Annotated in this window: 19 protein-coding genes; 4 read left to right on the top strand and 15 right to left on the bottom strand. The window is 53.6% G+C overall.

Going from position 1 to position 22,690, the window contains the following annotated elements:
• The first annotated feature begins 149 nt into the window (after nt 1–149).
• The gene (gene elyC / locus H0S68_RS08420) at nt 150–923 is read left to right on the top strand and encodes an envelope biogenesis factor ElyC (RefSeq protein ID WP_046373991.1); all 774 of its coding nucleotides are present in this window, start codon (nt 150–152) and stop codon (nt 921–923) included.
• 6 nt (nt 924–929) lie between these two features.
• Here elyC and H0S68_RS08415 read toward each other — a convergent pair whose 3' ends face one another.
• The 6 genes from H0S68_RS08415 to H0S68_RS08390 form a co-directional block, all read right to left on the bottom strand.
• Complete coding sequence (locus tag H0S68_RS08415) at nt 930–1,826, bottom strand: YcbJ family phosphotransferase (protein WP_128864121.1); 897 nt, start codon at nt 1,824–1,826, stop codon at nt 930–932.
• Nucleotides 1,827–1,975: 149 nt separating this feature from the next.
• Entirely contained in the window at nt 1,976–2,725 is a 750-nt protein-coding gene (gene kdsB, locus H0S68_RS08410; protein ID WP_142815551.1) for a 3-deoxy-manno-octulosonate cytidylyltransferase, read from the bottom strand.
• The gene (locus H0S68_RS08405) at nt 2,722–2,904 is read right to left on the bottom strand and encodes a Trm112 family protein (protein WP_006320791.1); all 183 of its coding nucleotides are present in this window, start codon (nt 2,902–2,904) and stop codon (nt 2,722–2,724) included. The genes kdsB and H0S68_RS08405 overlap by 4 nt, the downstream gene beginning before the upstream one ends.
• 290 nt (nt 2,905–3,194) lie before the next feature.
• Nucleotides 3,195–4,421, bottom strand: coding sequence for a winged helix-turn-helix domain-containing protein (locus H0S68_RS08400; protein ID WP_217331006.1), 1,227 nt, complete (start codon nt 4,419–4,421; stop codon nt 3,195–3,197).
• Between the two features lie 109 nt (nt 4,422–4,530).
• Nucleotides 4,531–4,752: a cold-shock protein gene (locus H0S68_RS08395; RefSeq protein WP_006320799.1), complete on the bottom strand. Its 222-nt coding sequence runs from the start codon at nt 4,750–4,752 to the stop codon at nt 4,531–4,533.
• Between the two features lie 221 nt (nt 4,753–4,973).
• Nucleotides 4,974–5,183 carry a cold-shock protein gene (locus tag H0S68_RS08390; RefSeq protein WP_020826136.1) on the bottom strand — a complete coding sequence of 70 codons (210 nt, stop codon included), beginning with the start codon at nt 5,181–5,183 and terminating at the stop codon, nt 4,974–4,976.
• 527 nt (nt 5,184–5,710) lie between these two features.
• Between H0S68_RS08390 and H0S68_RS08385 the strand changes: the two genes are divergently transcribed.
• Complete coding sequence (locus H0S68_RS08385) at nt 5,711–7,117, top strand: VOC family protein (protein WP_020826135.1); 1,407 nt, start codon at nt 5,711–5,713, stop codon at nt 7,115–7,117.
• Nucleotide 7,118: 1 nt separating this feature from the next.
• Here the strand turns inward: H0S68_RS08385 and lpxK are convergent, their stop codons facing one another.
• The 9 genes from lpxK to ansB form a co-directional block, all read right to left on the bottom strand.
• Nucleotides 7,119–8,099, bottom strand: a complete 981-nt coding sequence (lpxK, locus tag H0S68_RS08380; RefSeq protein WP_128864119.1) for a tetraacyldisaccharide 4'-kinase — start codon at nt 8,097–8,099, stop codon at nt 7,119–7,121.
• Nucleotides 8,099–9,847, bottom strand: coding sequence for a lipid A ABC transporter ATP-binding protein/permease MsbA (gene msbA, locus H0S68_RS08375; protein ID WP_128864118.1), 1,749 nt, complete (start codon nt 9,845–9,847; stop codon nt 8,099–8,101). The genes lpxK and msbA overlap by 1 nt, the downstream gene beginning before the upstream one ends.
• A 35-nt stretch (nt 9,848–9,882) precedes the next feature.
• Entirely contained in the window at nt 9,883–12,096 is a 2,214-nt protein-coding gene (locus tag H0S68_RS08370; protein WP_410529454.1) for a ComEC family protein, read from the bottom strand.
• 338 nt (nt 12,097–12,434) lie between these two features.
• A complete protein-coding gene (gene ihfB / locus H0S68_RS08365; protein WP_004942652.1) occupies nt 12,435–12,719 on the bottom strand; it encodes an integration host factor subunit beta in 285 nt (94 codons plus the stop codon).
• 63 nt (nt 12,720–12,782) lie between these two features.
• On the bottom strand, nt 12,783–14,456 hold the full coding sequence (gene rpsA / locus H0S68_RS08360; protein ID WP_020826130.1) for a 30S ribosomal protein S1: 1,674 nt from the start codon (nt 14,454–14,456) through the stop codon (nt 12,783–12,785).
• Nucleotides 14,457–14,637: 181 nt separating this feature from the next.
• Complete coding sequence (cmk, locus tag H0S68_RS08355; protein ID WP_020826129.1) at nt 14,638–15,327, bottom strand: (d)CMP kinase; 690 nt, start codon at nt 15,325–15,327, stop codon at nt 14,638–14,640.
• A gap of 277 nt (nt 15,328–15,604) precedes the next feature.
• Complete coding sequence (gene aroA / locus H0S68_RS08350) at nt 15,605–16,891, bottom strand: 3-phosphoshikimate 1-carboxyvinyltransferase (RefSeq protein ID WP_128864116.1); 1,287 nt, start codon at nt 16,889–16,891, stop codon at nt 15,605–15,607.
• 113 nt (nt 16,892–17,004) lie between these two features.
• A complete protein-coding gene (gene serC, locus H0S68_RS08345; protein ID WP_020826127.1) occupies nt 17,005–18,090 on the bottom strand; it encodes a 3-phosphoserine/phosphohydroxythreonine transaminase in 1,086 nt (361 codons plus the stop codon).
• A gap of 282 nt (nt 18,091–18,372) precedes the next feature.
• Entirely contained in the window at nt 18,373–19,419 is a 1,047-nt protein-coding gene (ansB, locus tag H0S68_RS08340; RefSeq protein ID WP_020826125.1) for an L-asparaginase 2, read from the bottom strand.
• A gap of 148 nt (nt 19,420–19,567) precedes the next feature.
• On the opposite strand from ansB, the gene ycaO reads away from it, so the two are divergent.
• Nucleotides 19,568–21,331 carry a 30S ribosomal protein S12 methylthiotransferase accessory factor YcaO gene (gene ycaO, locus H0S68_RS08335; RefSeq protein WP_410529306.1) on the top strand — a complete coding sequence of 588 codons (1,764 nt, stop codon included), beginning with the start codon at nt 19,568–19,570 and terminating at the stop codon, nt 21,329–21,331.
• Nucleotides 21,332–21,784: 453 nt separating this feature from the next.
• Nucleotides 21,785–22,645, top strand: coding sequence for a formate transporter FocA (gene focA / locus H0S68_RS08330; RefSeq protein ID WP_020826123.1), 861 nt, complete (start codon nt 21,785–21,787; stop codon nt 22,643–22,645).
• Nucleotides 22,646–22,690 lie beyond the last annotated feature (45 nt).

Below are 22,690 nucleotides of genomic sequence, written 5' to 3'. Positions count from 1 at the left end.
ACAACGGCTCCGCTGATCTTATTCTGTTGGGGGCAAAGCGCCAGCCCATTCAAACCTGCTATTTTGGCACAGACTGGCTTAGAATGAATCTTCTTGCGGCCTGAATGTGCCCGGATGTCGTTTTTTCGCCCAAAAGGACCTGATTTTTGATGCTGTTTAACCTGAAAAAGTTCATTGGCGCCATTTTAATGCCGTTACCTGCGCTGCTGCTGTTGATGGGACTGGCGCTGTTGCTGCTGTGGTTCACCCGTTGGCAAAAAAGCGGCAGGGTCATTTTGACGTTGAGCTGGCTGTTTTTACTGCTTTTCAGCCTGCAGCCGGTGGCCGACAGGCTGCTACGCCCAATCGAATCGGAGTATGTCACCTATCGCGGCACTGACCCGGTAAAGTATATCGTGGTGCTGGGGGGCGGCTATACCTTTAATCCCGATTGGGCCCCCAGTTCCAACCTGATCGGTAACAGCCTGCCACGCGTCACGGAAGGCGTGCGCCTGTATCTCGCGCATCCCGGCGCAAAAATGGTGTTCACCGGAGCCGGGGGGCCCAATACTCTGAGTAACGCGGCGACGGCGGCGAAGGTAGCGGAAAGCCTGGGAGTGCCAGGCAGCGACATGGTGCTGTTGGATCGCCCGATGGATACCGAGCAAGAGGCGTTGCAGGTGTCGAAGCTGGTCGGGCAACAGCCCTTTATTCTGGTGACCTCGGCTAACCATTTGCCACGGGCGATGCGCTTCTTTGAAGCCAAGGGGCTGCACCCTATCCCGGCACCGGCCAACCAATTGGCCATCAGCTCACGTTTGAATATCTGGGATCGCGTGGTGCCATCGGCTATGTTCCTTGGCCACAGCGAACGCGCCTGGTATGAAACGCTCGGCAGCCTGTGGCAATGGCTTAAAGGGGCCGATGAGGTTTCTGTCGACTAAACAAGCTTAACCGGCAAGCCAAGGCAGCAGCTGTTTGGAAGCATAATCAAACGGTTGCCGATCCAGCTTGCCGGTATGAATCAACCGCCCCACCGCCTCCCACACCACATACAACCAGCGCCGCACCAGGAAAGATTCCGCCACCGGCGCACGTTGCAAATAATAAAACAGCAACTGACTGGGCATTCCTGCCTCACACAGCCTGAAAAGCTCATATTCCCGTGGCGCCCACAGCATCATTCCAGGGTTCAACATCGCCAGTAATTGATCGCTTTTGGGGTCTTTTAACATACTGCGTAGCGACAAGTTGCCGTGCACCAGCACGCAGGGATCGTCAAATCCGACAAAAAAATGGGTCAATGCTTCACGAGTGCGATACAGCAAGCGACGGTCTGCCATCGTCAGCTGCGGCGAATTAAGGTTGCTGACCGTTGACCACAGCACTTCCACCCGCTGTTGATACCAGCAGAACCAGTCGTTTTCCTGAGTGCTGTCGACCGTGCCGACGCAGCCGTGGCTGTCGATACGGTGCCAGGCTAATATGCCGTCGACCACCTGTTCCATCAACGAATTCCAGCGATCCGGTGTGCGCGTCGGCGCTTCTGCGGATACGCCCCGCAAACGTTCTATCAGCAAGATCTCTTTATAGGGTGATTGCTGGGTATAGACCACGCCATACACCGTCGGCAAACGAATATCGCCTTCGCGCGCCAGCATCGACAGCTTATAGGCCTCCTGCTGGGCAATCCCTTGGCAGACAAAGCTTTTCGCCATCAGCGGAATAGCGTGCCCCTGTTGGTCGTACAGTGAATACATGTGTGCATAAGGCTGCTCGCTGACGCGTTCCAGTCGGCTGATAGACTCACCCAGCACAATACTCAGTTCAGCGCGTAACTGCTCCATAAGGAAATAGCCTCAAGAGATAGGAAGAGACGCAGCTATCATCGAACGCTAAGCAGATAAATTCTTCAACGCAGATCAACAAAATGGGGATATAGGAAGGGAAATGATAATACCGCCGGTGCGCCGTGTGGCGCACCGGCGTTCAATGATCAGCTTTTCATGCTGTCACGGACACGCTGCAAGTCTTCCGGCGTATCAACCCCCACGCTCGGCATTGCCTTGGCAACCGCCACGTGGATTTTTTCGCCGTACCACAGCACCCGCAACTGCTCCAGCAACTCAATTTGTTCCAGTTGGCTTGGCGCCCAGGTGACATAACGGCGCACAAAGCCGGCGCGATAGGCGTAAATGCCGATATGCCGCAACAGGCTGTCGCCGATGCTCTCTTTGGATTGGGCGAAACGTTCACGATCCCACGGAATGGTGGCGCGTGAAAAGTAGAGCGCATAGCCCTGCGCATCCATCACCACTTTGACCGCATTGGGGTTGAAAGCTTCTTCCGCACTGTCGATCGGCACTGCCAAGGTAGCCATACCAGCCTGGCTGCCCGCCAGGTTTTCAGCCACCTGCCGCACAATGACCGGAGGGATAAGAGGTTCGTCACCCTGAACGTTAACGATGATTTCGTCATCATTAAAGCCATAATGCTCGATCACTTCAGCCAAACGTTCGGTGCCCGAATTGTGATCGGCCCGGGTCATGCAAACTTCACCACCGGCCGCTTTCACCGCTTCGGCGACGGCTGGGTGGTCGGTCGCCACAATGACGCGGCTGGCACCGGACTCGCGCGCACGTTCCATGACGTGCACCACCATCGGCTTACCGTGAATATCGGCCAGTGGTTTTCCAGGCAAACGGGTTGAAGCATAACGAGCTGGAATAATAGCGACGAAACTCATGCGTGTTTCTCATCCAATGAAAGCGCCCGCGCCTCATTTTCCAGCAGAACCGGAATGCCATCACGCAGCGGGTAGGCTAGGCCATCCACTTTACACACCAGTTCCTGGTTTTCTTTGTTGAAATAGAGCTTGCCGTTGCAGACCGGACAGGCAACGATTTCGAGTAAACGGTGGTCCATGCTTCCTCCAGGGTGGAGATCTTACGTAAGGAAAGTGGATGAGGATAGCACAACGCTATGCGCCAGGTTAATCACCGGCTGCCTTGCTGTTGCGTTTTAATCTGCTGCAGGGATTGAACTGGCAATGGCGCAGGTGTAGAATTTTGTGATTCAGATCACAAAAAGATATTTCTCATGATCAAACGTATTCATAAGATCATCGCCATGTTTGCCAACTTCAGCAACTGAGGCCACCCCCTTGTAACGAGCGGCGCTGGAATTCGTTTTACCCACGCCGACAACGCCGTTCGTTATTCCACATCCCAGCCCTCGCGCCATTCGGTCGCCAGCGGCGCCGGAATATCACCCAAAATAACCTGATTTGCACCGTGCCATTTTGCACTGCGGGTGATGGCTTGCCGAATGTCCTGCATACGCTGTTTACCAAAGTGAACCTTGGTCTGCGGATGGAAACTGATGATTTCAAACATGCCCTGCCGACGATGCATTTTTGCATCAATGCGACCAATCAGTTCTCCACGTTGCAACACGGGAAGGGTGAAATAGCCATACTGCCGTTTTTCTTTTGGCGTGTAACACTCCAACCGGTAATCGAAATCGAACAACTCCAGGGCGCGGCGGCGATCCCAAACCACTGGATCGAAGGGAGAAAGCAGAGTGGTTACGCTTGATTTCAGCTTTCCTTGCTCCGCCAGGTGCAGTTCTGCGGCCAGCGAATGGTGTACGTAAAATTCCCCGTCCAATCCGTCGATCAACACCGGCAGCACTTCCCCCTGCTGCTGTAACCCGGCCAGGAGTGCCTTCGGCGCCACTCGCTTCAGTCGGTAGTAATCTGCCAGCCATTCAGCCTTGAATATCCCAAGGAAGCGACAGGTACGCTTCAGCATCTCATGCCGCGCATGATCGGCCGCCAGCCCGTGTCGACTATCATCCCAATGGGGCATTAGCCTTTCCGTAAGATCATAAACGCGGTGGAAGTTGCGTCGCTCAGCCACCATAAGTTTGCCGGCGGTAAACAGGATCTCGAGATGCCGCTTTTCCGGCTTCCAATCCCACCAACCGCTGTTACCTTTCTTCTCGGCGCTAAAATCCGCCGAACGTACGGGGCCAGTGGCTTCAATATGTTGCAGCAGTGCATCAATTGCGGTGCGATGGTCCTGCATCCACTCTTCGGAATACTTCCAGCCCATACCCTGCGGCTGCAGCATACGATGTCGCAGCAGGCCAAAATCTTCAATGGGTAAAAAGCAGGCTTCATGTGCCCAGTACTCGAACACCTGTCTACCGGCCAGCGCCTGTTCCAGCCATTCGGGCTGATAATCACCCAAGCGGCTGAACAGCACCAAATAGGGGCTGCGAGCGACAACGCTGATGGTATCGATTTGCAGGAGGCCCATACGCTGAATGGCGGCAACCACATCGTCGGGCTTGGCTTTACGTTTTATCGGGGTTAACAACCCCTGTGCGGCAAGGTGGAGCGCACGGGCGGCAGTAAGAGAAATAACGGGGGTGTTCATCCTGATATCCGAAGTGACTGAACAATCGCTTGATAATAGTGGATATCGGGGAATTTATCTTCGCCAGTGCTTGGGGTGGCGGCACCGGCACTGGCGAGGAAGGGGTGGGTCAGAACGCGATAACGTCTGCCGCTGACAGCCCATGAGAGCTGCGATAGATCGAGAACTCAACGTTCTGACCTTCGTTCAATGATTTATTTTTAGTATTGGCGATAGAACGACGGCTTACATAGATTTCGTCGCTACCGTCTACCGGTGAAATAAAACCATAGCCTGCGGCCTGATCAAACCATTTCACACGGCCCATTTGTAACACAGTATTTTTAAACATAACTTATATCCTTTTACTTGAGCATCCTTAACAACGTCATTTTTATTATTGTTGGACGCTACCAGCCCATCCTAAAGTTTTTCGTAACAAACCTCTCGTGAGCAAAAAATAAAAAACCCGCACTACGGCGGGCTTGTTGAACTTAATATCTTCCGCAATGAATCAGCATTAACGCATCATCATGGTTGTATTAAGATCGTTTTACGCTATTCCCTGTTTTCTTACAGAGCAACAACGTTGGCGGCAGCCGGCCCGCGCGGGCTGTCCTGGATGGTATACTCAACACGCTGGCCTTCAGCCAGAGTTTTGAAACCGTCGGTCGCGATTGCAGAGAAATGTACGAATACATCTTTTCCACCGTCGTTCTGTTCAATAAAACCAAAACCTTTGCTTTCGTTGAACCACTTCACCTGACCAGTCTTCTTAGACATTACACATTTACCTTTTAAATATATATACAAAACCTGCCATAAGGCAATTTAGGCCGTTTTTAGAAACATTACTTATGGGAGGTACTTAGAAGGTTCGTCTTTGAAGCGGAATCAGATGATAACGTTTTTGGAGGAACTACTTAACTCTATACTCGAACATAAATAGGTCTGTATCACAGGCCGACTTGCATTTACTCATAAATCTATTCTTTGCACAAGAGGTTTATTGCCTTATTTTTATCATTACTTCGAATTTGTTTTTATGTCTATGATTGTGCATGAGTTAATTTATCTTTTTTTATGTAAAAACCTTGGCGTTATTGCCTTCTGGACGGCCAATGTTACCGCCCTGTGCTGTTCAAATGAGAGCTAACGCATAAAAATCTAATATGCTTGCCCAAGCTATAACAAAACCCAATCGACATGGCTAAACTTGAGGTGAAAACAAGGCAGATGGCCTTTCAGCCAGCACTTATGCCGTCAAAAATATAATTTTTCAGATTATACTGAATCAAGGAGCTATGCGCATGACCGCCCAGCAGTTCGTCTCACCGAATGAAATCCGCGCCAGATTCTCCCACGCCATGTCAGAGATGTACCAAAAAGAGGTACCTCTGTACGGCGATTTGCTCGAACTGGTAGCGGAAACTAACAGACAGGTCCTGCGCGAAGATGCCGCATTGGCTCATCAACTACAAATTACCGGCGAAATCGAACGGCTGGCCATGGAGCGTCACGGCGCTATCCGGGTGGGAACTGAGCAAGAACTGGCGACCCTGCGGCGGCTGTTTAACGTTATGGGCATGTCCCCGGTCGGTTATTACGATCTGGCCGTGGCAGGCGTTCCGGTCCACTCCACCGCATTTCGTGCGGTGCATGAAGACGCGCTGCAAATCAGCCCCTTTCGCGTGTTCACTTCGCTCTTGCGACTAGAGCTGATTGATAATCCGGAACTACGTCAACTGGCGCAACAACTGTTGGCGCGTCGTAGAATATTTACCGAGCGCGCACTGGAGCTGATCGCCTTGCAGGAAGCCCAGGGTGGGTTGGACGAGAACCAGGCCGACGAATTTGTCGAGCAAGCGCTGGAAACCTTCCGTTGGCACAGCAGGGCGACGGTCAGCGCAGCCGAATATCAGCAGTTGCACGACCAACACCGTTTGATTGCTGACGTGGTCGCGTTCAAAGGCCCGCACATTAACCACCTGACGCCGCGCACCCTTAATATCGATCTGGTTCAACAGGCAATGCCTGGCCGGGGCATCACTCCCAAAGCGGTGATTGAAGGGCCACCGCCGCGTCGACGCCCTATCCTGCTGCGCCAAACCAGCTTTAAAGCGCTGGAGGAAAACGTCGATTTCGTTGAGCATGACGGCAGCGCCGTTCACGGGCACCATACTGCCCGCTTCGGTGAAATAGAACAGCGCGGCGTTGCGTTGACGACGAAAGGCCGCGCACTCTACGATCGTCTGCTGCAGGCTACCAACGATGCACTGCAGGCACCGCCCAACGAGAAAAACGCAGACCGCTACAATCAACTGCTGGCGCAAAATTTTCAGGCGTTTCCGGATGATTATGCCACCCTGCGAGAGCAGCAGTTGGCCTGGTTCCGCTATTTCCCGACCGAATGCGGGCTGGCAGCCAAAGACTCATTGGATCAGCACAGCACGCTGGAACAGTTGATTGCCAAGGAATATATCCGCTTCCAGCCATTGGTGTATGAAGATTTCTTGCCGGTCAGCGCCGCGGGTATTTTCCAGTCGAATCTCGGCGATACCAGCCATGCGCAATACAACGCAACGTCCAGCAAAGCGGCGTTTGAACTGGCTTTGGGAGCCGAGGTGATCGATGAGCTATCGCTGTATCAGCAAACACAGCAACGCTCGATAGATGCCTGCGCGCAAGCCTTGGGGCTGCACGCGCTAGCGGTTTGAATTATTGCTTCAGCAGGGCTTCGATGTTTTGCAGCAGTTGCTCAGCCTGATCGGGGGGAAGTACCGCATCAACCGGTAAATACCACCAGTTAGACTGGGCAAAGGCACGGCATTTGACCGCATCTTTTTCAGTCATCAGCAGCGTTTGTCCAGGGGTTACCAGCGCCGCCAGCGGGTCATGTTGGTATTCCTGATGATCGGCAAACGCCACTTCTCTTTCAACATCCACACCCAGCTTTTCCAGCGTGGCGAAGAAGCGCGGCGGATGGCCAATGCCGGCCATCGCCACCACATGCGGCAATTCAACCGCGGGCCGGCGTTCGCCAGTGGCAACATTCACCGCTTCGCGCGCCTGCAATCGCATGGCAATTTCACCCGGTTGCGCCACGCCACCGTTGGTAATCAATGCATCAACGCTGTTCAAACGCGAAACGCGTTCGCGCATCGGGCCCGCAGGCAACCACCAACCGTTCCCGAAGCGGCGTACACCATCGATCACGACCAATTCAAAATCGCGCTGTAAGGCGTAATGCTGCAAACCGTCATCGGTAATCACAATATCAAGTCGGTGCTGCTTAAGCAGCGCCTGAACCGCTTCGGCACGGTTCGGCGAGATGGCAACCGGCGCGGCGGTACGTTGATATATCAGAACCGGCTCATCCCCGGCCTGCCGGGTAGTAGTACTCGCATTGAGTAACAGCGGATACGCCTCAGCTTTACCGCCATAACCGCGCGAAACGACACCCACCCGGTAACCACGCTGCTGCAACTGCTCAACCAGCCAGATCACCATCGGGGTTTTGCCATTGCCGCCAGCGGTGAGATTTCCCACCACCACTACCGGTACCGGCGCACGCCAGCTTTTACGCAGGCCGCAACGGTAGCTGAGCCGAATCAGTCCGCTGACCAGGCCATACAGCCAGGACAGCGGTAACAACAGCAAATAAACCAGCGAACTGCCTGACCAGATGCGTTCGATCATTATTGACCAAACTGCATACGGTGCAGCTGGGCATAGGCGCCCTGCTTTTCGATCAATACGGCATGCTCGCCACGCTCGACGATACGGCCATCCTCAACCACCAGGATTTCATCGGCTTTCTCAATCGTCGACAGACGGTGCGCAATCACTAATGAAGTACGGTTTTTCTGCAATTCATCCAACGCGGCCTGAATAGCACGCTCTGATTCGGTGTCCAGTGCCGAGGTGGCTTCATCGAGGATCAGAATCGGGCAATCGCGCAGCAAGGCACGGGCGATGGCGATACGCTGGCGCTGACCACCGGAAAGCATTACGCCATTCTCGCCAATTACCGTATCCAGACCATTTTCCATTTTCTCAATGAAATCCATGGCGTAAGCCATGCGCGCGGCCTTCTCTATCTCTTCGCGGGTATAGCGTTCCTCACGCGCGTAAGCGATGTTGTTGGCGATGGTGTCATTGAACAAATGCACATTTTGCGAAACCAGGGCTACCTGATCGCGCAACGACGCAAGCGTGTATTCGCGCAGATCGTGACCATCCATCAGGATCTCGCCTTCCTGAACGTCATAGAACCGGGTCAGCAAATTGGCGATGGTCGACTTGCCCGATCCTGAACGGCCCACCAACGCCACCGTTTTACCTTCTGAAATGCTCAGATTGATATCACGCAGCGCTGGGGTTTCTTTGCCTGGATAGTAGAAAGTAACATTGCGGAATTCGATGTCGCCTTTCGCACGAGTCACTTCGCGGGTACCGGTGTCTTTTTCCTGCTCCATGTCCAGAATCGAGAACAGGGTCTGGCACGCGGCCATCCCACGCTGGAACTGCGCGTTGACGTTAGTCAGTGACTTCAGCGGACGCATCAGAGCGATCATCGAAGAGAACACCACGGTGATGGTACCGGCAGTCAGGGTTTCCATCACGCTTGGGAAGCTGGCGGCATACAGCACAAAGGCCAGAGCCAGTGAAGCGATCAACTGAATGATAGGGTCAGAGATAGAGGAAGCGGAAACTAACTTCATGCCCTGTTGACGCATGCGGTTGCTGACCGAATTGAAGCGATCGGTTTCAACCTGCTGGCCGCCGAAAATCAGAACTTCCTTGTGGCCTTTCAGCATCTGCTCGGCGCTGGTAGTCACCTGCCCCATGGTGTTCTGCATGTTTTTACTGATATTACGGAAGCGCTTGGAAACGATGCGGATCGCAATAGAGACAATCGGGGCCAGGACGATCAGGATCACCGAAAGCTGCCAGCTGTAATAGAACATCATGGTGAACAGCGCGATGATCGACGCCCCTTCACGCACCACGGTCACCAGTGCACTGGACGAGGATGAAGCGACCTGCTCGGAATCATAAGTGATGCGAGACAGTAATGTACCGGTAGATTGCTGGTCGAAGAAGGACACCGGCATTCTCATCATGTGGCCAAACAGACGACGACGCATGTGCATCACCACCATGCCGGAAACCCATGAAATGCAATAGCTGGAAACAAAGCCCGTCGCCCCGCGCACCACCATCAGGCCAATAACGGCCAATGGCATCCACAGCAGGATAGTGCTTTCCGTTTTCCCAAAACCGTCATCCAATAAAGGTTTAAGCAAAGACAGCATAAAGGCGTCGCTGGCTGCGTTCATTACCAACGCAATGGCGGCCACGATCAGCCCGGTCTTAAAAGGTGTGATCATCGGCCAGAGGCGACGGAAAGTCTGCCAGGTGGAGAGATCTTTATCATTCATCATGCAAATACCAGCATCGGAAGAAATAGCGGCCCATTTTACTCATTATCACCCTCTACGCCAAACCGCTGATGGTACCAACGGGGCATTATTTGTTCACGAAAGCCTTTAATTTGCCAATCGTTGTCGAAAAAAAGTACGGATAACTGACCGGAGCGCGATGTATCGCGCCATATGATGCCATTTTCCCGATATCTGGCGACGACTTTAACCGCAGGTAATCGCCATTTATTGTAACGCGATGCGGAAGCTATTGCCGCTTCCGACGCTACAGCACGTAAAAATGGCGGAGTGGATGACGTTTTACTGCCATGATGGGGAACCTGTAATATCGTCGCGCGCAACAAATGGCGCTGATGCCGTACCAGCTGTGCTTCCGACCTTTTCTCTGCATCACCGGTCAGCAACAGGCTGTATTTGCCATCATCGATACGGATGACGCACGAGTCGTCATTTCCCGCGGTCTTTACTGCTTTCGGTGGCCACAGCACCTGGAATTGCAGCGATTGCCATTGCCAACTTTCCCCCGCGACGCAGGGTAAGTGGCCAGCGCCAAGCCGCGGACTTCTCACCGTCGCCAGCGGGAATGCCTGCTGCAATTCCTCAAGACCACCGATATGGTCCAAATGATCGTGGCTAATGACGATTTGATCCACCGGCAGCCCACGCCAGTAAAGAAAGGGGACGATATTGCGCGTGGCCGCGCTGCCCGTCCCCCAACGGGGTCCAGTATCGTACAATATCGCCCGGCCATTCTTTTCAACCACCATGGCCAAGCCATGACCAATATCGAGCATATCTACGCGCCAGCGATATGACGGGGCTTTCTCCCGCCACAGCTGGCAGCACACTGCCAGCGTTACCAGCACCGAGACATAGCGCAGCCACCAATGAAAGCGCCAGAAAATCACCATCAACCAGCCCATAATGCTGACAACCAGCGATGCTGCGCCAAGGTCAAGCCACCCGTTCTGCAGGTAGTGTAATGGGGTGAAGACCCACGCCAGCGTGAGGTCTGCTGCCCACCACAACCCGGTACTCAACGGAGGGAAAATCCCCAGTACCACGGCGAGAAGGATCAGCGGAACCGTCACCAGGGAAACCAAGGGTACGGCCCAAAGATTGGCCGGTATTGAGGTCATACTGAGGCCAAGAAACAAACCTGCTTGCATCGGCACCAGCAACAATGTGATACCAAACTGGATATGCAGCCAACGCAGCGGTGCCCAATACCATCCCACGCGAAAACGGGGACTGAGGGGGACCCATTCAAACCAAAATATCAGGCACAACACCGCCGTCGCCGAGAGCCAAAAGCTGTCGGACAACACCGCCAGCGGATCGCAAATCAGTATCAAGCCGATACACCACAACCAAACTTGCCAAGAAGAACAATGAATACCCCGTATGCGCAACAGCATCCAGAGCGTCAACGCCAGGCCGGTTCTTACCGCCGGCGGGTGCGCGCCAGCCAACCAGATATAACCTAGCGCCCCGAGCCAACTGGCAATCAGAGGGAAACGGTAGCCGATTCGGTGGGCAGGTAACCAAAACTGGATTACCCGCAGCAAAGACCAAATCAGAATGGCCACCATCGCCACATGCAGCCCTGAAATGGCCATCAGGTGAGCAATACCGGTTTTTAACATTAGCGAACGCAGTGAAGGCTCTAGTGCCCCGCGTTCACCAAATGCCAAAGCCAGTAAAACGGCCTGATAACGAACCGTACCAATATTGTTTTCGGCATGGCGGATAATACGCTGTCGCCAGCTACAGGCGGGATCCAAAAGTGTGGCGCTCTTTACCTGCGCCGTTAATGGTTGACGCTGCGAGATAGCCCAACGTTGGCTGTCGAAGCCCCCTTCATTTAAATTGCCATGCATCGGTCGCAGGCGCAGTTGCATCTGCCAACGCTGTCCGGCGCACAAAGGTTGCTCTTTGGGTTGCCACAGTGTGGAAAACGCAATGGATGGCACCAACCACCTGCCATTAATCTGTTCTATATGCATTACCGTCTGCTTGCGTGCCGTAGCCGCAAGCGCAATGCTGCTAACTTCGACCACGGCATGCACTACAGGCCCCTGGCTCAGGCGGTTGATTTGATCGACCAGGTTTCCGGCAGTGAATACCGCCCACAGAAAGCCCAAAGCCCCCCATGCCATAAATCGGCATAGGGAGCCCCTGCACCACAGGTAACAACAGATGGGCAAAATGACGCATAGCATTATTCGTGCGTCAGGCAGATGCGGCATGAAAAGCAGGGGCAGAGTGCCGCAGATAATCGCGATGATCGCCAAATCCAGCGAGGTCTTGATAGGGTTTCTCCCGGTTTGGGGCAGCTATTCAAGCCGCCAACATCACGGGATTGTTCACATCAAGACCAGGTTCCACCAGCCATAATCTAAAGACGTGCGCGAGGCGCCGCACAATAACGATGACCGTTACCTTCAGGGGCAACATGTTGCGACGTGGTAAGCAGAAAAGTGCAGAATCAACCGGTCAATCTCAGCGTTCAGGCCAAAAAAAAACGGCGCCCTGGGGGCGCCGTTTTATATTTCAGTACAAGCAACAACTCTATGGAAGTCAGTGACTAACCATAGATATTGGCGCGGTCACGCAGCTCTTTGCCTGGCTTGAAGTGAGGAACGTACTTGCCGTCCAACTCAACTTTATCACCAGTTTTCGGGTTGCGACCCACACGCGGAGCACGGTAGTGAAGAGAAAAACTGCCGAATCCGCGGATCTCAATGCGTTCACCATCGGCTAACGTAGCAGCCATATGTTCTAGCATCTCTTTCACTGCATCCTCAACGGCTTTCGCCGGTACATGAGATTGCTGGCCAGCAAGTCTTTCAATAAGTTCAGACTTGGTCATAGTTCCTCCAAGCTTTGCAGCTAAACTACCGTATCGGGGCGATTAAAAAACCGCCCCCCGTCATTACTCGCCTTTAGCCGCTTTGAAAGCTTCAGCCATAGCGTTAGAGAAGTTGCTCTCTTCCTGTTTGTTGTTAACAGTAGCGATTGCGTCTTTCTCGTCAGCTTCGTCCTTAGCACGTACGGACAGGCTTACTACGCGGTTCTTACGGTCAACGCCGGTGAATTTAGCTTCAACGTCGTCACCCACATTCAGAACCAGAGTTGCATCTTCAATGCGGTCGCGAGAGGCTTCAGATGCACGCAGGTAACCTTCTACGCCGCCTGCTAATTCAACTGTAGCACCTTTGGCGTCAACTGCAGTGACTTTACCAGTAACAATAGTACCTTTCTTGTTCATAGACAGGTAGTTATTGAACGGGTCTTCAGCCAGTTGCTTCACGCCCAGGGAGATACGCTCGCGCTCTGCGTCAACTTGCAGAACAACCGCTGCGATTTCGTCGCCTTTCTTGTATTCACGAACTGCTTCTTCGCCTGCAACGTTCCAGGAGATGTCAGACAGGTGAACCAGGCCGTCGATGCCGCCGTCCAGGCCGATGAAGATACCGAAGTCAGTGATAGACTTGATTTTACCTTCAACGCGGTCGCCCTTGTTGTGGGTTTCTGCAAACTGCTGCCATGGGTTGTTTTTGCACTGCTTCAGACCCAGGGAGATACGACGACGCTCTTCATCGATGTCCAGAACCATAACTTCCACTACATCGCCCACGTTAACAACTTTGGACGGATGGATGTTTTTGTTGGTCCAATCCATTTCAGAAACGTGTACCAGGCCTTCAACGCCTTCTTCGATTTCTACGAAGCAGCCGTAATCAGTCAGGTTGGTTACACGACCAGTCAGCTTGGTGCCTTCTGGGTAACGTTTCGCGATAGCGACCCATGGATCTTCGCCCAGTTGCTTCAGGCCCAGGGAAACACGAGTACGCTCGCGGTCGAACTTCAGCACTTTAACAGTGATTTCGTCGCCAACGTTGACGATTTCGCTCGGATGCTTAACGCGTTTCCAAGCCATATCAGTGATGTGCAGCAGGCCGTCTACGCCGCCCAGATCAACGAATGCACCGTAGTCAGTGAGGTTCTTAACGATACCTTTAACTTCCATGCCTTCCTGCAGGTTTTCCAGCAGTTGATCACGTTCTGCGCTGTTCTCTGATTCGATAACCGCACGGCGAGAAACTACAACGTTGTTGCGTTTCTGGTCCAGCTTGATGACTTTGAACTCAAGCTCTTTGCCTTCCAGGTGCAGAGTGTCACGTACTGGACGCACGTCAACCAGGGAACCTGGCAGGAACGCACGAATACCGTTCAGCTCTACAGTGAAGCCACCCTTAACTTTGCCGTTGATAACACCGACGACAGTTTCAGCTTCTTCGTAAGCTTTTTCCAGCGTGATCCAAGCTTCGTGACGCTTAGCTTTCTCACGGGACAGCAGAGTTTCACCGAAGCCATCTTCAACAGCGTCCAGCGCAACATCAACTTCGTCGCCTACCTGGATTTCCAGCTCGCCCTGTGCGTTTTTGAATTGCTCAGCCGGGATGGCAGACTCAGATTTCAGACCGGCGTCAACCAGTACTACGTCTTTGTCGATAGCAACTACAACGCCACGAACGATGGAACCCGGACGGGTTTCGATTGTTTTCAGGGATTCTTCAAAGAGTTGAGCGAAAGATTCAGTCATGTTTAATCTTCAGGGTTCTATAGTTTAACGTCCATTTAGCATCCCGCCGAATGGGGTTGTTTCACATACCCCGCCATTGGCTCCATGCCGACAGGGTTTAGGTTACAGGGGTAAAATTTTACCCGATATAGTTCGATACTGCCATGACAAATATGACAAAAAGCCAATAACGCCGCCGCGCTTACTGCTGCGGCAACGCTAAAACTTCATGTGCATATGTCAGCGCACGCTGGATGACTTCGTCGATCGACATGCTGGTTGAATCCAGCACGAGGGCGTCGGAGGCCGGCACCAGTGGCGCGATAGGCCGATTACGGTCACGGTCATCCCGTTCCTTTATCTCGGCTAAAAGACGTTCAAAGTTAACATTAAAGCCCTTTTCCTGCAACTGTAGCATGCGGCGGTGCGCACGCTCTTCAGAACTGGCATCCAGGAAAATTTTTACCGGCGCATCGGGGAATACCACGGTGCCCATGTCGCGCCCATCGGCAATCAGGCCCGGGGCCTCGCGGAATGCACGCTGGCGCCGCAACAAGGCTTCACGCACGCGCGGAAAAGCCGCTGCCTGCGAAGCGGTATTGCCGACGGTTTCAGTGCGGATTTCATTGCTGACATCCTCACCTTCCAAAATCACCTGCAGTTTGCCACCTTCGGCAACAAAGCGAACATCGAGATGTGCGGCCAGGGGAACCAGCGCCTCCTCAGAAGTGATATCAACCTGATGATGCAGTGCCGCCAGTGCCAGTACGCGATAGATCGCACCGGAATCCAGCAAACGCCAACCAAGGGATTCGGCCAGCGCCTTACACAAAGTACCTTTGCCTGCGCCACTTGGTCCATCAACGGTTATCACCGGAGCTGTAGCCGTCATTTCTCTCTCCTTCAGGTAGAAAACCTCACAGGGACATAACCTGCCGTCAGCACAATGCGAAAGCATAATTAAAAGCGTCCCTGCCGCCTGCCCAGTCGGGGCAGTCACGGTGGCGTATTATACGCTGCCAAACGACTAACTGTTACCCTGGAACTGTCTGGTTGTTGAAAATAAGCGTACGTCCGCGCAAAAGTATAGTGGACGCCCGCAGCCTGCGGGCGTTAAAAACGATAAAGGCCCAATTAAGGGCCTTAAAAAAAAGCATCTGACTGTGGAATTATGCCAATTGACTGATGCGCGCCAGCTGTTCGAAGTAATCCGGGAAGGTTTTCGCGGTACATTTCGGATCGAGAATGGTCACTGGGGTGTCCGATAACGCCACCAGCGAGAAGCACATCGCCATACGGTGGTCATTATAGGTGCCGATATCGGCAAATTTCAGCTTGGCCGGTGGCACTACGTGAATGTAGTCTTCCCCTTCATCCACCTCAGCCCCCACTTTACGCAGCTCCGTCGCCATCGCCGCCAGGCGATCGGTCTCTTTAACCCGCCAGTTGTAGATGTTGCGGATGGTGGTCGGGCCTTCGGCAAACAGGGCTGCGGTTGCGATGGTCATTGCCGCATCAGGAATATGGTTCATGTCCATGTCGATACCGCGCAGTTCACCGCGGCTGCATTCAATATAGTCATCGCCCCAGGTAATACGTGCACCCATTTTTTCCAGCACGTCGGCAAACTTGGTGTCGCCCTGAACGCTTTTTCTACCAATGCCGGTAACGCGGACAGTACCGCCTTTAATCGCCGCCGCCGCCAGGAAATAAGACGCGGAAGAGGCATCCCCTTCCACCAGATAATCACCCGGTGAGCGATAGGTTTGGCCACCGCTAATGTGGAACACGCGATAGTTGTCGTGGCTGACTTCAACGCCGAAAGTGCGCATCAGATGCAGGGTGATATCAATGTACGGCTTGGAAACCAGCTCGCCCTTGATATGGATATGGGTGTCCTGTTTGGCCAGCGGTGCCGTCATCAGCAATGCGGTCAGAAACTGACTGGATACGCTGCCGTCCACGGTCACATCACCGCCCTGGAAGCCACCGCGCAGGCGCAATGGCGGGTAATCGGTCTGCTCCAGATAATCAATCTGCGCGCCACCCTGACGCAGGGCATCCACCAGATGACCGATTGGGCGCTCTTTCATCCGTGGTTCGCCGGTCAACACCACATCATTGCTGCCCAGGCACAGCGCAGCCGCCAAAGGGCGCATCGCGGTGCCGGCATTGCCGAGGAACAGCTCAAGCGGTTGATTAGCCACCAGCGGGCCGGCAACACCTTCGACTGTACAGGTGGTACGATCGTCTGACAGTTGGTAACTCACCCCTAATGCCTGTAGCGCATTCAGCATATGGCGCACGTCATCGCTGTCCAGCAGATTGGTCAGCGTCGTCGTCCCCTCCGCCAGCGCAGCCAGCAGCAGAGCACGGTTGGACACGCTCTTTGAGCCAGGTAAGTTGACGGTGCCATTGACCAAGGCGACCGGTTGTAACGTCAGGGAATCCACCATGTGAACAAAAATCTCCAAAATCTGATAAACGAAACGGCCCCGGGATAATGCCGGAGCCGCTTTAACGCAAAAGGACAACAGCGAAGGCTACCTGCTCACGGCAGGCGCCGGACTTAACCGTGACGACGTTCGAAGTCGACCATAAAGTCGGTTAAGGTCTTCACCCCGGCCAACGGCATTGCATTGTAAATAGAAGCACGCATGCCGCCAACCACCCGGTGACCTTTTAACGCCTGCAGGCCAATGGCTTCTGCTTCGCTGAGGAAGACTTTATCCAGCGCAGAATCCGCCAGTTGGAACGGCACGTTCATCCAGGAGCGGTTGGCATGCGCCACCCGGCTACGGTAGAAGTCAGAGCTGTCGATGGTCGCGTACAGCAATTCGGCCTTGGCCTGATTGCGTTTGTGCATCTCTACCAGGCCGCCCTGCTCTTTCAGCCATTTGAACACCAGGCCGGACAGGTACCAGGCAAAGGTCGGCGGCGTGTTGAACATGGAATCGTTTTCGGCCAGCACGGTGTAATCGAGGATGGACGGGACTTCGCGACGCGCTTTGCCCAGCAGATCTTCACGTACGATCACCAGGGTCAGGCCGGCCGGCCCAATGTTTTTCTGCGCACCGGCGTAAATTACGCCGAAACGGCTGACGTCCAGCGGACCCGACAGAATGGTGGAGGAGTAATCGCCAATCACCACTTTATCGCCAAAGTCAGGTAACTCATCGATAGCTACGCCGTCGATGGTTTCATTCGGGCAATAGTGGACATAGGCCGCGTCATCGCTTAACTGCCACTCTTTCATCGGTTTGATGCCGAGCAGGCCGTCGACGTTGGTTTTCACGTCAATGGTGTTTGGCGAGCAGTATTTTTGCGCTTCGGTGATGGCGCTGTGCGCCCAATAACCGCCGTCGATATAGTCCGCGGTGGTTTTGTCACCCAGCAGGTTCAACGGCAACGCAGCAAACTGTGCGCGAGCGCCACCGTGGCAGAACAGCACTTTATAATTGGAGGGGATCTTCAGCAGATCGCGCAGATCCTGCTCGGACTGCTGGGCAACTTCGATAAACTCTTTACTGCGATGGCTAATTTCCATCACCGAGGTACCGAGGCCGTGCCAGTTGCACAGCTCCTGTTCTGCACGACGCAACACTTCAACCGGCAGCATTGCCGGGCCAGAGCTAAAATTATAAACCTGAGTCATTTCCCCTCACCACATTCACTATTCGCCAATGATACTGGCCTACCGAAATACGCCCGAAGTAACCCATCGGTTTTATCACTCACGCCCCCCGCCTGCAATGGTTATTCGCCCGATGCCGGGAAAGCCTTGAACGTGACGATAACAGGCTCTGCCAAATCACCGGTATTTTCTGCAATAAAACGCTGTGAAGGTGGCCAATTCAGTGGGTTAACGCGGTTTTTTATGCTGTATTCAGCCAACATGGCTAGGGGGCTCCAGGGCCCCCGAATGAGGAAAATGCACTCAGTATTGATTGAACATCTGCTGGATCTGTTTGGCGTCCTTAGTCTGCGTCAACGCCAGTTGAAGCAGGATCCGCGCCTTCTGCGGGTTCAGCGTACCGGAGGCGACAAAGCCGAACTTCGCGTCATCCACTTCAGCGTCTTCGGTGGTGGAGCCGGTGGGCACTCTGGAAGAACGCACCACGGCGACACCGTTATGTGCGGCCGTCGCCAGCGTATCGAACACCGTTTTATAAAGGTTGCCGTTACCGACCCCGGCACTGACGATGCCTTGATACCCTTCGGCGATCAAAGCCTTCGCAGGGGCATCGGAAGCATTGGCGTAATTGTAGATAATGCCTACCTTCGGCAACGCTGTCAGGTTAGACACGTCAAACGGGGTCTCGGTGGTGTGCTTGCGCTGCGGCGCACGCTGGTAATCAACCTTGCCGTTGTGGATGTAACCAAGCGGGCCGAAGTTAGGCGACTGGAAAGTCTGCACCGACGTAGTATTGGTTTTTGTCACATCGCGTGCATCCAACACGCTGTCGTTCATCGCCACCAACACCCCGCGTTTCGCCGATTGCGGATCTGCCGCCGTCACCACTGCGTTGTACAGATTGAACGGACCATCAGCGCTCATCGCCGTTGCCGGGCGCATTGCCCCGACGATCACCACCGGTTTGTCACATTTAACCGTGAGATCCAGAAAATAGGCGGTCTCTTCCAGCGTATCTGTGCCGTGGGTAACGACAAAGCCATCCGTTTTAGCGCAGTCGGCGTTGATTTTCTTCGCCAGCTTCAGCCACACCTCATCGTTCATGTCCTGCGACCCGATGTTCACCACCTGCTCGCCCTGCACGTTGGCGAGGTTTTTTAGCTCAGGCACAGCACTCACTAAAGCGTCAACGCCCAGTTTCCCCGCCGTATAGTTGGATTTCGTCGCCGATTCGCCACCGCCGGCAATGGTGCCGCCGGTCGCCAACAAGGTAATGGTAGGCAAAGCCAACGCCGAACCGCTCGCCCCCGCCAACAGTAGCGCCACGGCGCTCAGTTTCACTGATTTCATTGCGTTTCTCCATGATAGATAACCCGCTGAATTATGGCCCTTATCCCTAAAAAAACTGTGACTTTGCCACCGCTTTAGGAATACATGGAGCTTGAGCGTAAAACCCCGTATCATTGCGCGTTTTTAGTACGCTCAAAAAGTGAAGACAATGACGCAAACTTTTATCCCTGGCAAAGACGCCGCGCTGGAAGACTCTATCGCCCGTTTCCAACAGAAATTAAGCGACCTGGGTTTTAATATCGAAGAGGCCTCCTGGCTGAATCCGGTACCTCATGTATGGTCGGTTCATATCCGCGATCGCGATTGCCCGCTGTGCTTCACCAACGGCAAAGGCGCCAGCAAAAAAGCTGCTCTGGCCTCCGCTTTGGGCGAATACTTCGAACGCCTTTCCACCAACTACTTCTTTGCCGACTTCTATCTGGGGAAACAGATTGCCGAAGGTGACTTCGTGCATTACCCGAACGAGAAGTGGTTCCCGATCCCAGCCGATGACTCGCTGCCGGCCGGTATTCTCGATGAGCGTCTGCATGCTTTCTACAATCCGGATCAGGAAGTCAACGCAAGCGATCTGATCGATCTGCAGTCCGGTAATGGTGATCGCGGCATTTGCGCCCTGCCGTTCTCTCGCCAGTCTGACCAGCAGACCGTTTACATTCCGATGAACATCATCGGTAACCTGTACGTTTCCAACGGCATGTCCGCGGGTAATACCGCCAACGAAGCGCGCGTACAAGGCCTGTCCGAAGTGTTTGAGCGTTATGTGAAAAATCGCATCATCGCCGAATCCATCAGCCTGCCAGAGATCCCGGCCGAGGTGCTGAACCGCAATCCTGGCGTGGTAGAAGCCATCGCCAAGCTTGAAGAAGAAGGCTTCCCGATCCTGTCTTACGACGCGTCGCTGGGCGGTAATTATCCGGTGATCTGCGTGGTGCTGTTTAACCCGGCTAACGGCACCTGTTTTGCCTCGTTCGGTGCCCATCCTGATTTCGGCGTGGCGCTTGAGCGTACCGTCACTGAGCTGCTGCAGGGCCGTAGCCTGAAAGATCTGGACGTGTTCACCGCACCGACCTTCGACGACGAAGAAGTGGCGGAGCACACTAACCTGGAAACCCACTTTATCGACTCCAGCGGTTTGATCTCCTGGGATATGTTCAAACAGGACGCAGATTACCCGTTTGTCGACTGGAGCTTCAGCGGCAGCACGCAGGAAGAATTCGCGACGCTGATGAGCATCTTCGACAAAGAAGGCGCTGAAGTGTATATCGCCGACTATGAACATTTGGATGTCTACGCCTGCCGCATCATCGTACCGGGCATGTCCGACATCTACCCGGCGGAAGACCTGCTGCTGGCCAACAACAGCATGGGGGCGCACCTGCGCGATACGTTGCTGGCGCTGCCGGGCAGCGAGTGGGAGCCGCAAGAGTATCTGGCGCTGTTAGAGCGCCTGGACGACGAAGGCCTGGACGACTTCACCCGCGTGCGCGAGCTGCTGGGGATTGCTTCCGGCAAAGACAACGCCTGGTCTACCCTGCGTATAGGCGAGTTGAAGTCAATGCTGGCGCTGGCCGGCGGCGATCTGGATCAGGCGCTGATCTGGGCCGAATGGACACAGGACTTCAACTCTTCCGTATTGAGCCCGGCGCGCAGCAACTACTACCGTTGTTTGCAAACCCTGCTGCTGCTGACACAGGAGCCTGAACGCGATCCGGCGCAATACTATTCCGCCTTCGTGAAGATGTACGGCCAGGAAACGGTGGATGCCGCCTCTGCGGCCATCAGCGGTGAAGAACGCTTTAACGGCCTGTTCACTGTCGATAGCGATCTGAAAGCCTTACCGGCACATCAGGCGCTGCTAGCGGCCTATGAAAAACTGCAGACCGCCAAGCGTCGCCATTGGGCGCAGGCATAATCTCAGTATCTGTGCGCCGGCGGCCTTCTGCCGGCGCAACACCAAGATAGAAAAAATAACAAAGAATTATTTGACGGTTAAATAGCCGTTTTTTTTGTTTTATTTTTTTGCCTAATTACGCACTTAACGGTAAACAAGATAAATAAAACAGCAGTTGTTACGGACCGGTAAAATAATAATTAACCGATAATTAAACCTTGCCGCTCTGAAAGTGACAAAATGCGCTAAAATTTAACCTATTCAAGGTTGGCGCGGTCGCAAATTCAAAATTATTTGCAAACATTAAAAAAATGTTTTTATTTAAAAATCAATAAATTAACCAAATAAACCTTGCGATTTATCTTGTTTTTGGCCGTTTTAGTTTCCCGCCTTATGATCCAAATCAATTTTTACCCTATACTGCTTTGCTAGTATCTCATTGCGTTGTTTTAACCCTTAAAAGCGAGAGTTAGTGTGAAAGCTGACAACCCCTTCGATCTGATATTACCTGCAGCAACGGCGAAAATCGCTGAAGATGCAGGTGTGTATAAAGCCACCAAGCACCCGCTGAAAACGTTTTATTTGGCGATCACTGCCGGCGTCTTTATTTCAATCGCATTCGTATTTTATATCACTGCGACTACCGGCACTGCCGGTGTGCCTTTCGGCCTGGCAAAACTGGTCGGCGGCATCTGCTTCTCTCTGGGGTTAATGCTGGTCGTGGTTTCAGGCGCCGACCTGTTCACTTCCACCGTGCTGATTGTCATCGCCAAAGCCAGCGGCCGCATCAGCTGGTACCAGTTGGCTGCCAACTGGCTAAATGTCTATATCGGCAACCTGATCGGCGCCCTGTTCTTCGTCGCGCTCATCTGGTTCTCCGGCGAACACATGGTGGCCAACGGCCAATGGGGACTGAACGTCCTGCAAACCGCTGACCACAAGCTGCATCACACCTTTGTTGAGGCCGTCTGCCTCGGCATCCTGGCTAACCTGATGGTTTGCCTGGCCGTGTGGATGAGCTACTCAGGCCGCAGCCTGATGGACAAAATGTTCGCCATGATCCTGCCGGTCGGCATGTTCGTCGCCAGCGGTTTCGAACACAGCATCGCCAACATGTTTATGATCCCTATGGGTATCGTGGTTAAAAACTTCGCCACGCCGGAATTCTGGCAAGCCATAGGGGCAGCACCCGAGCAGTTTGCTCATCTGACCGTAAGCAACTTTATCATCGACAATCTGATCCCAGTCACCATTGGCAACATCATTGGCGGCGGTTTACTGGTTGGGTTGACTTACTGGGTAATTTATCTGCGCGGTGGTGAACAACAGCACTAAGCTGTTAGTTATCGCGCGCCGAGTTAGAACTCCACAATTAAAGGT

The organism is Serratia sp. AXJ-M, from assembly GCF_046531865.1.
GTDB lineage: Bacteria > Pseudomonadota > Gammaproteobacteria > Enterobacterales > Enterobacteriaceae > Serratia > Serratia liquefaciens.
Note: the sequence above shows the minus strand (reverse complement) of the source record. Positions and strands in the feature narration are given on the sequence as shown.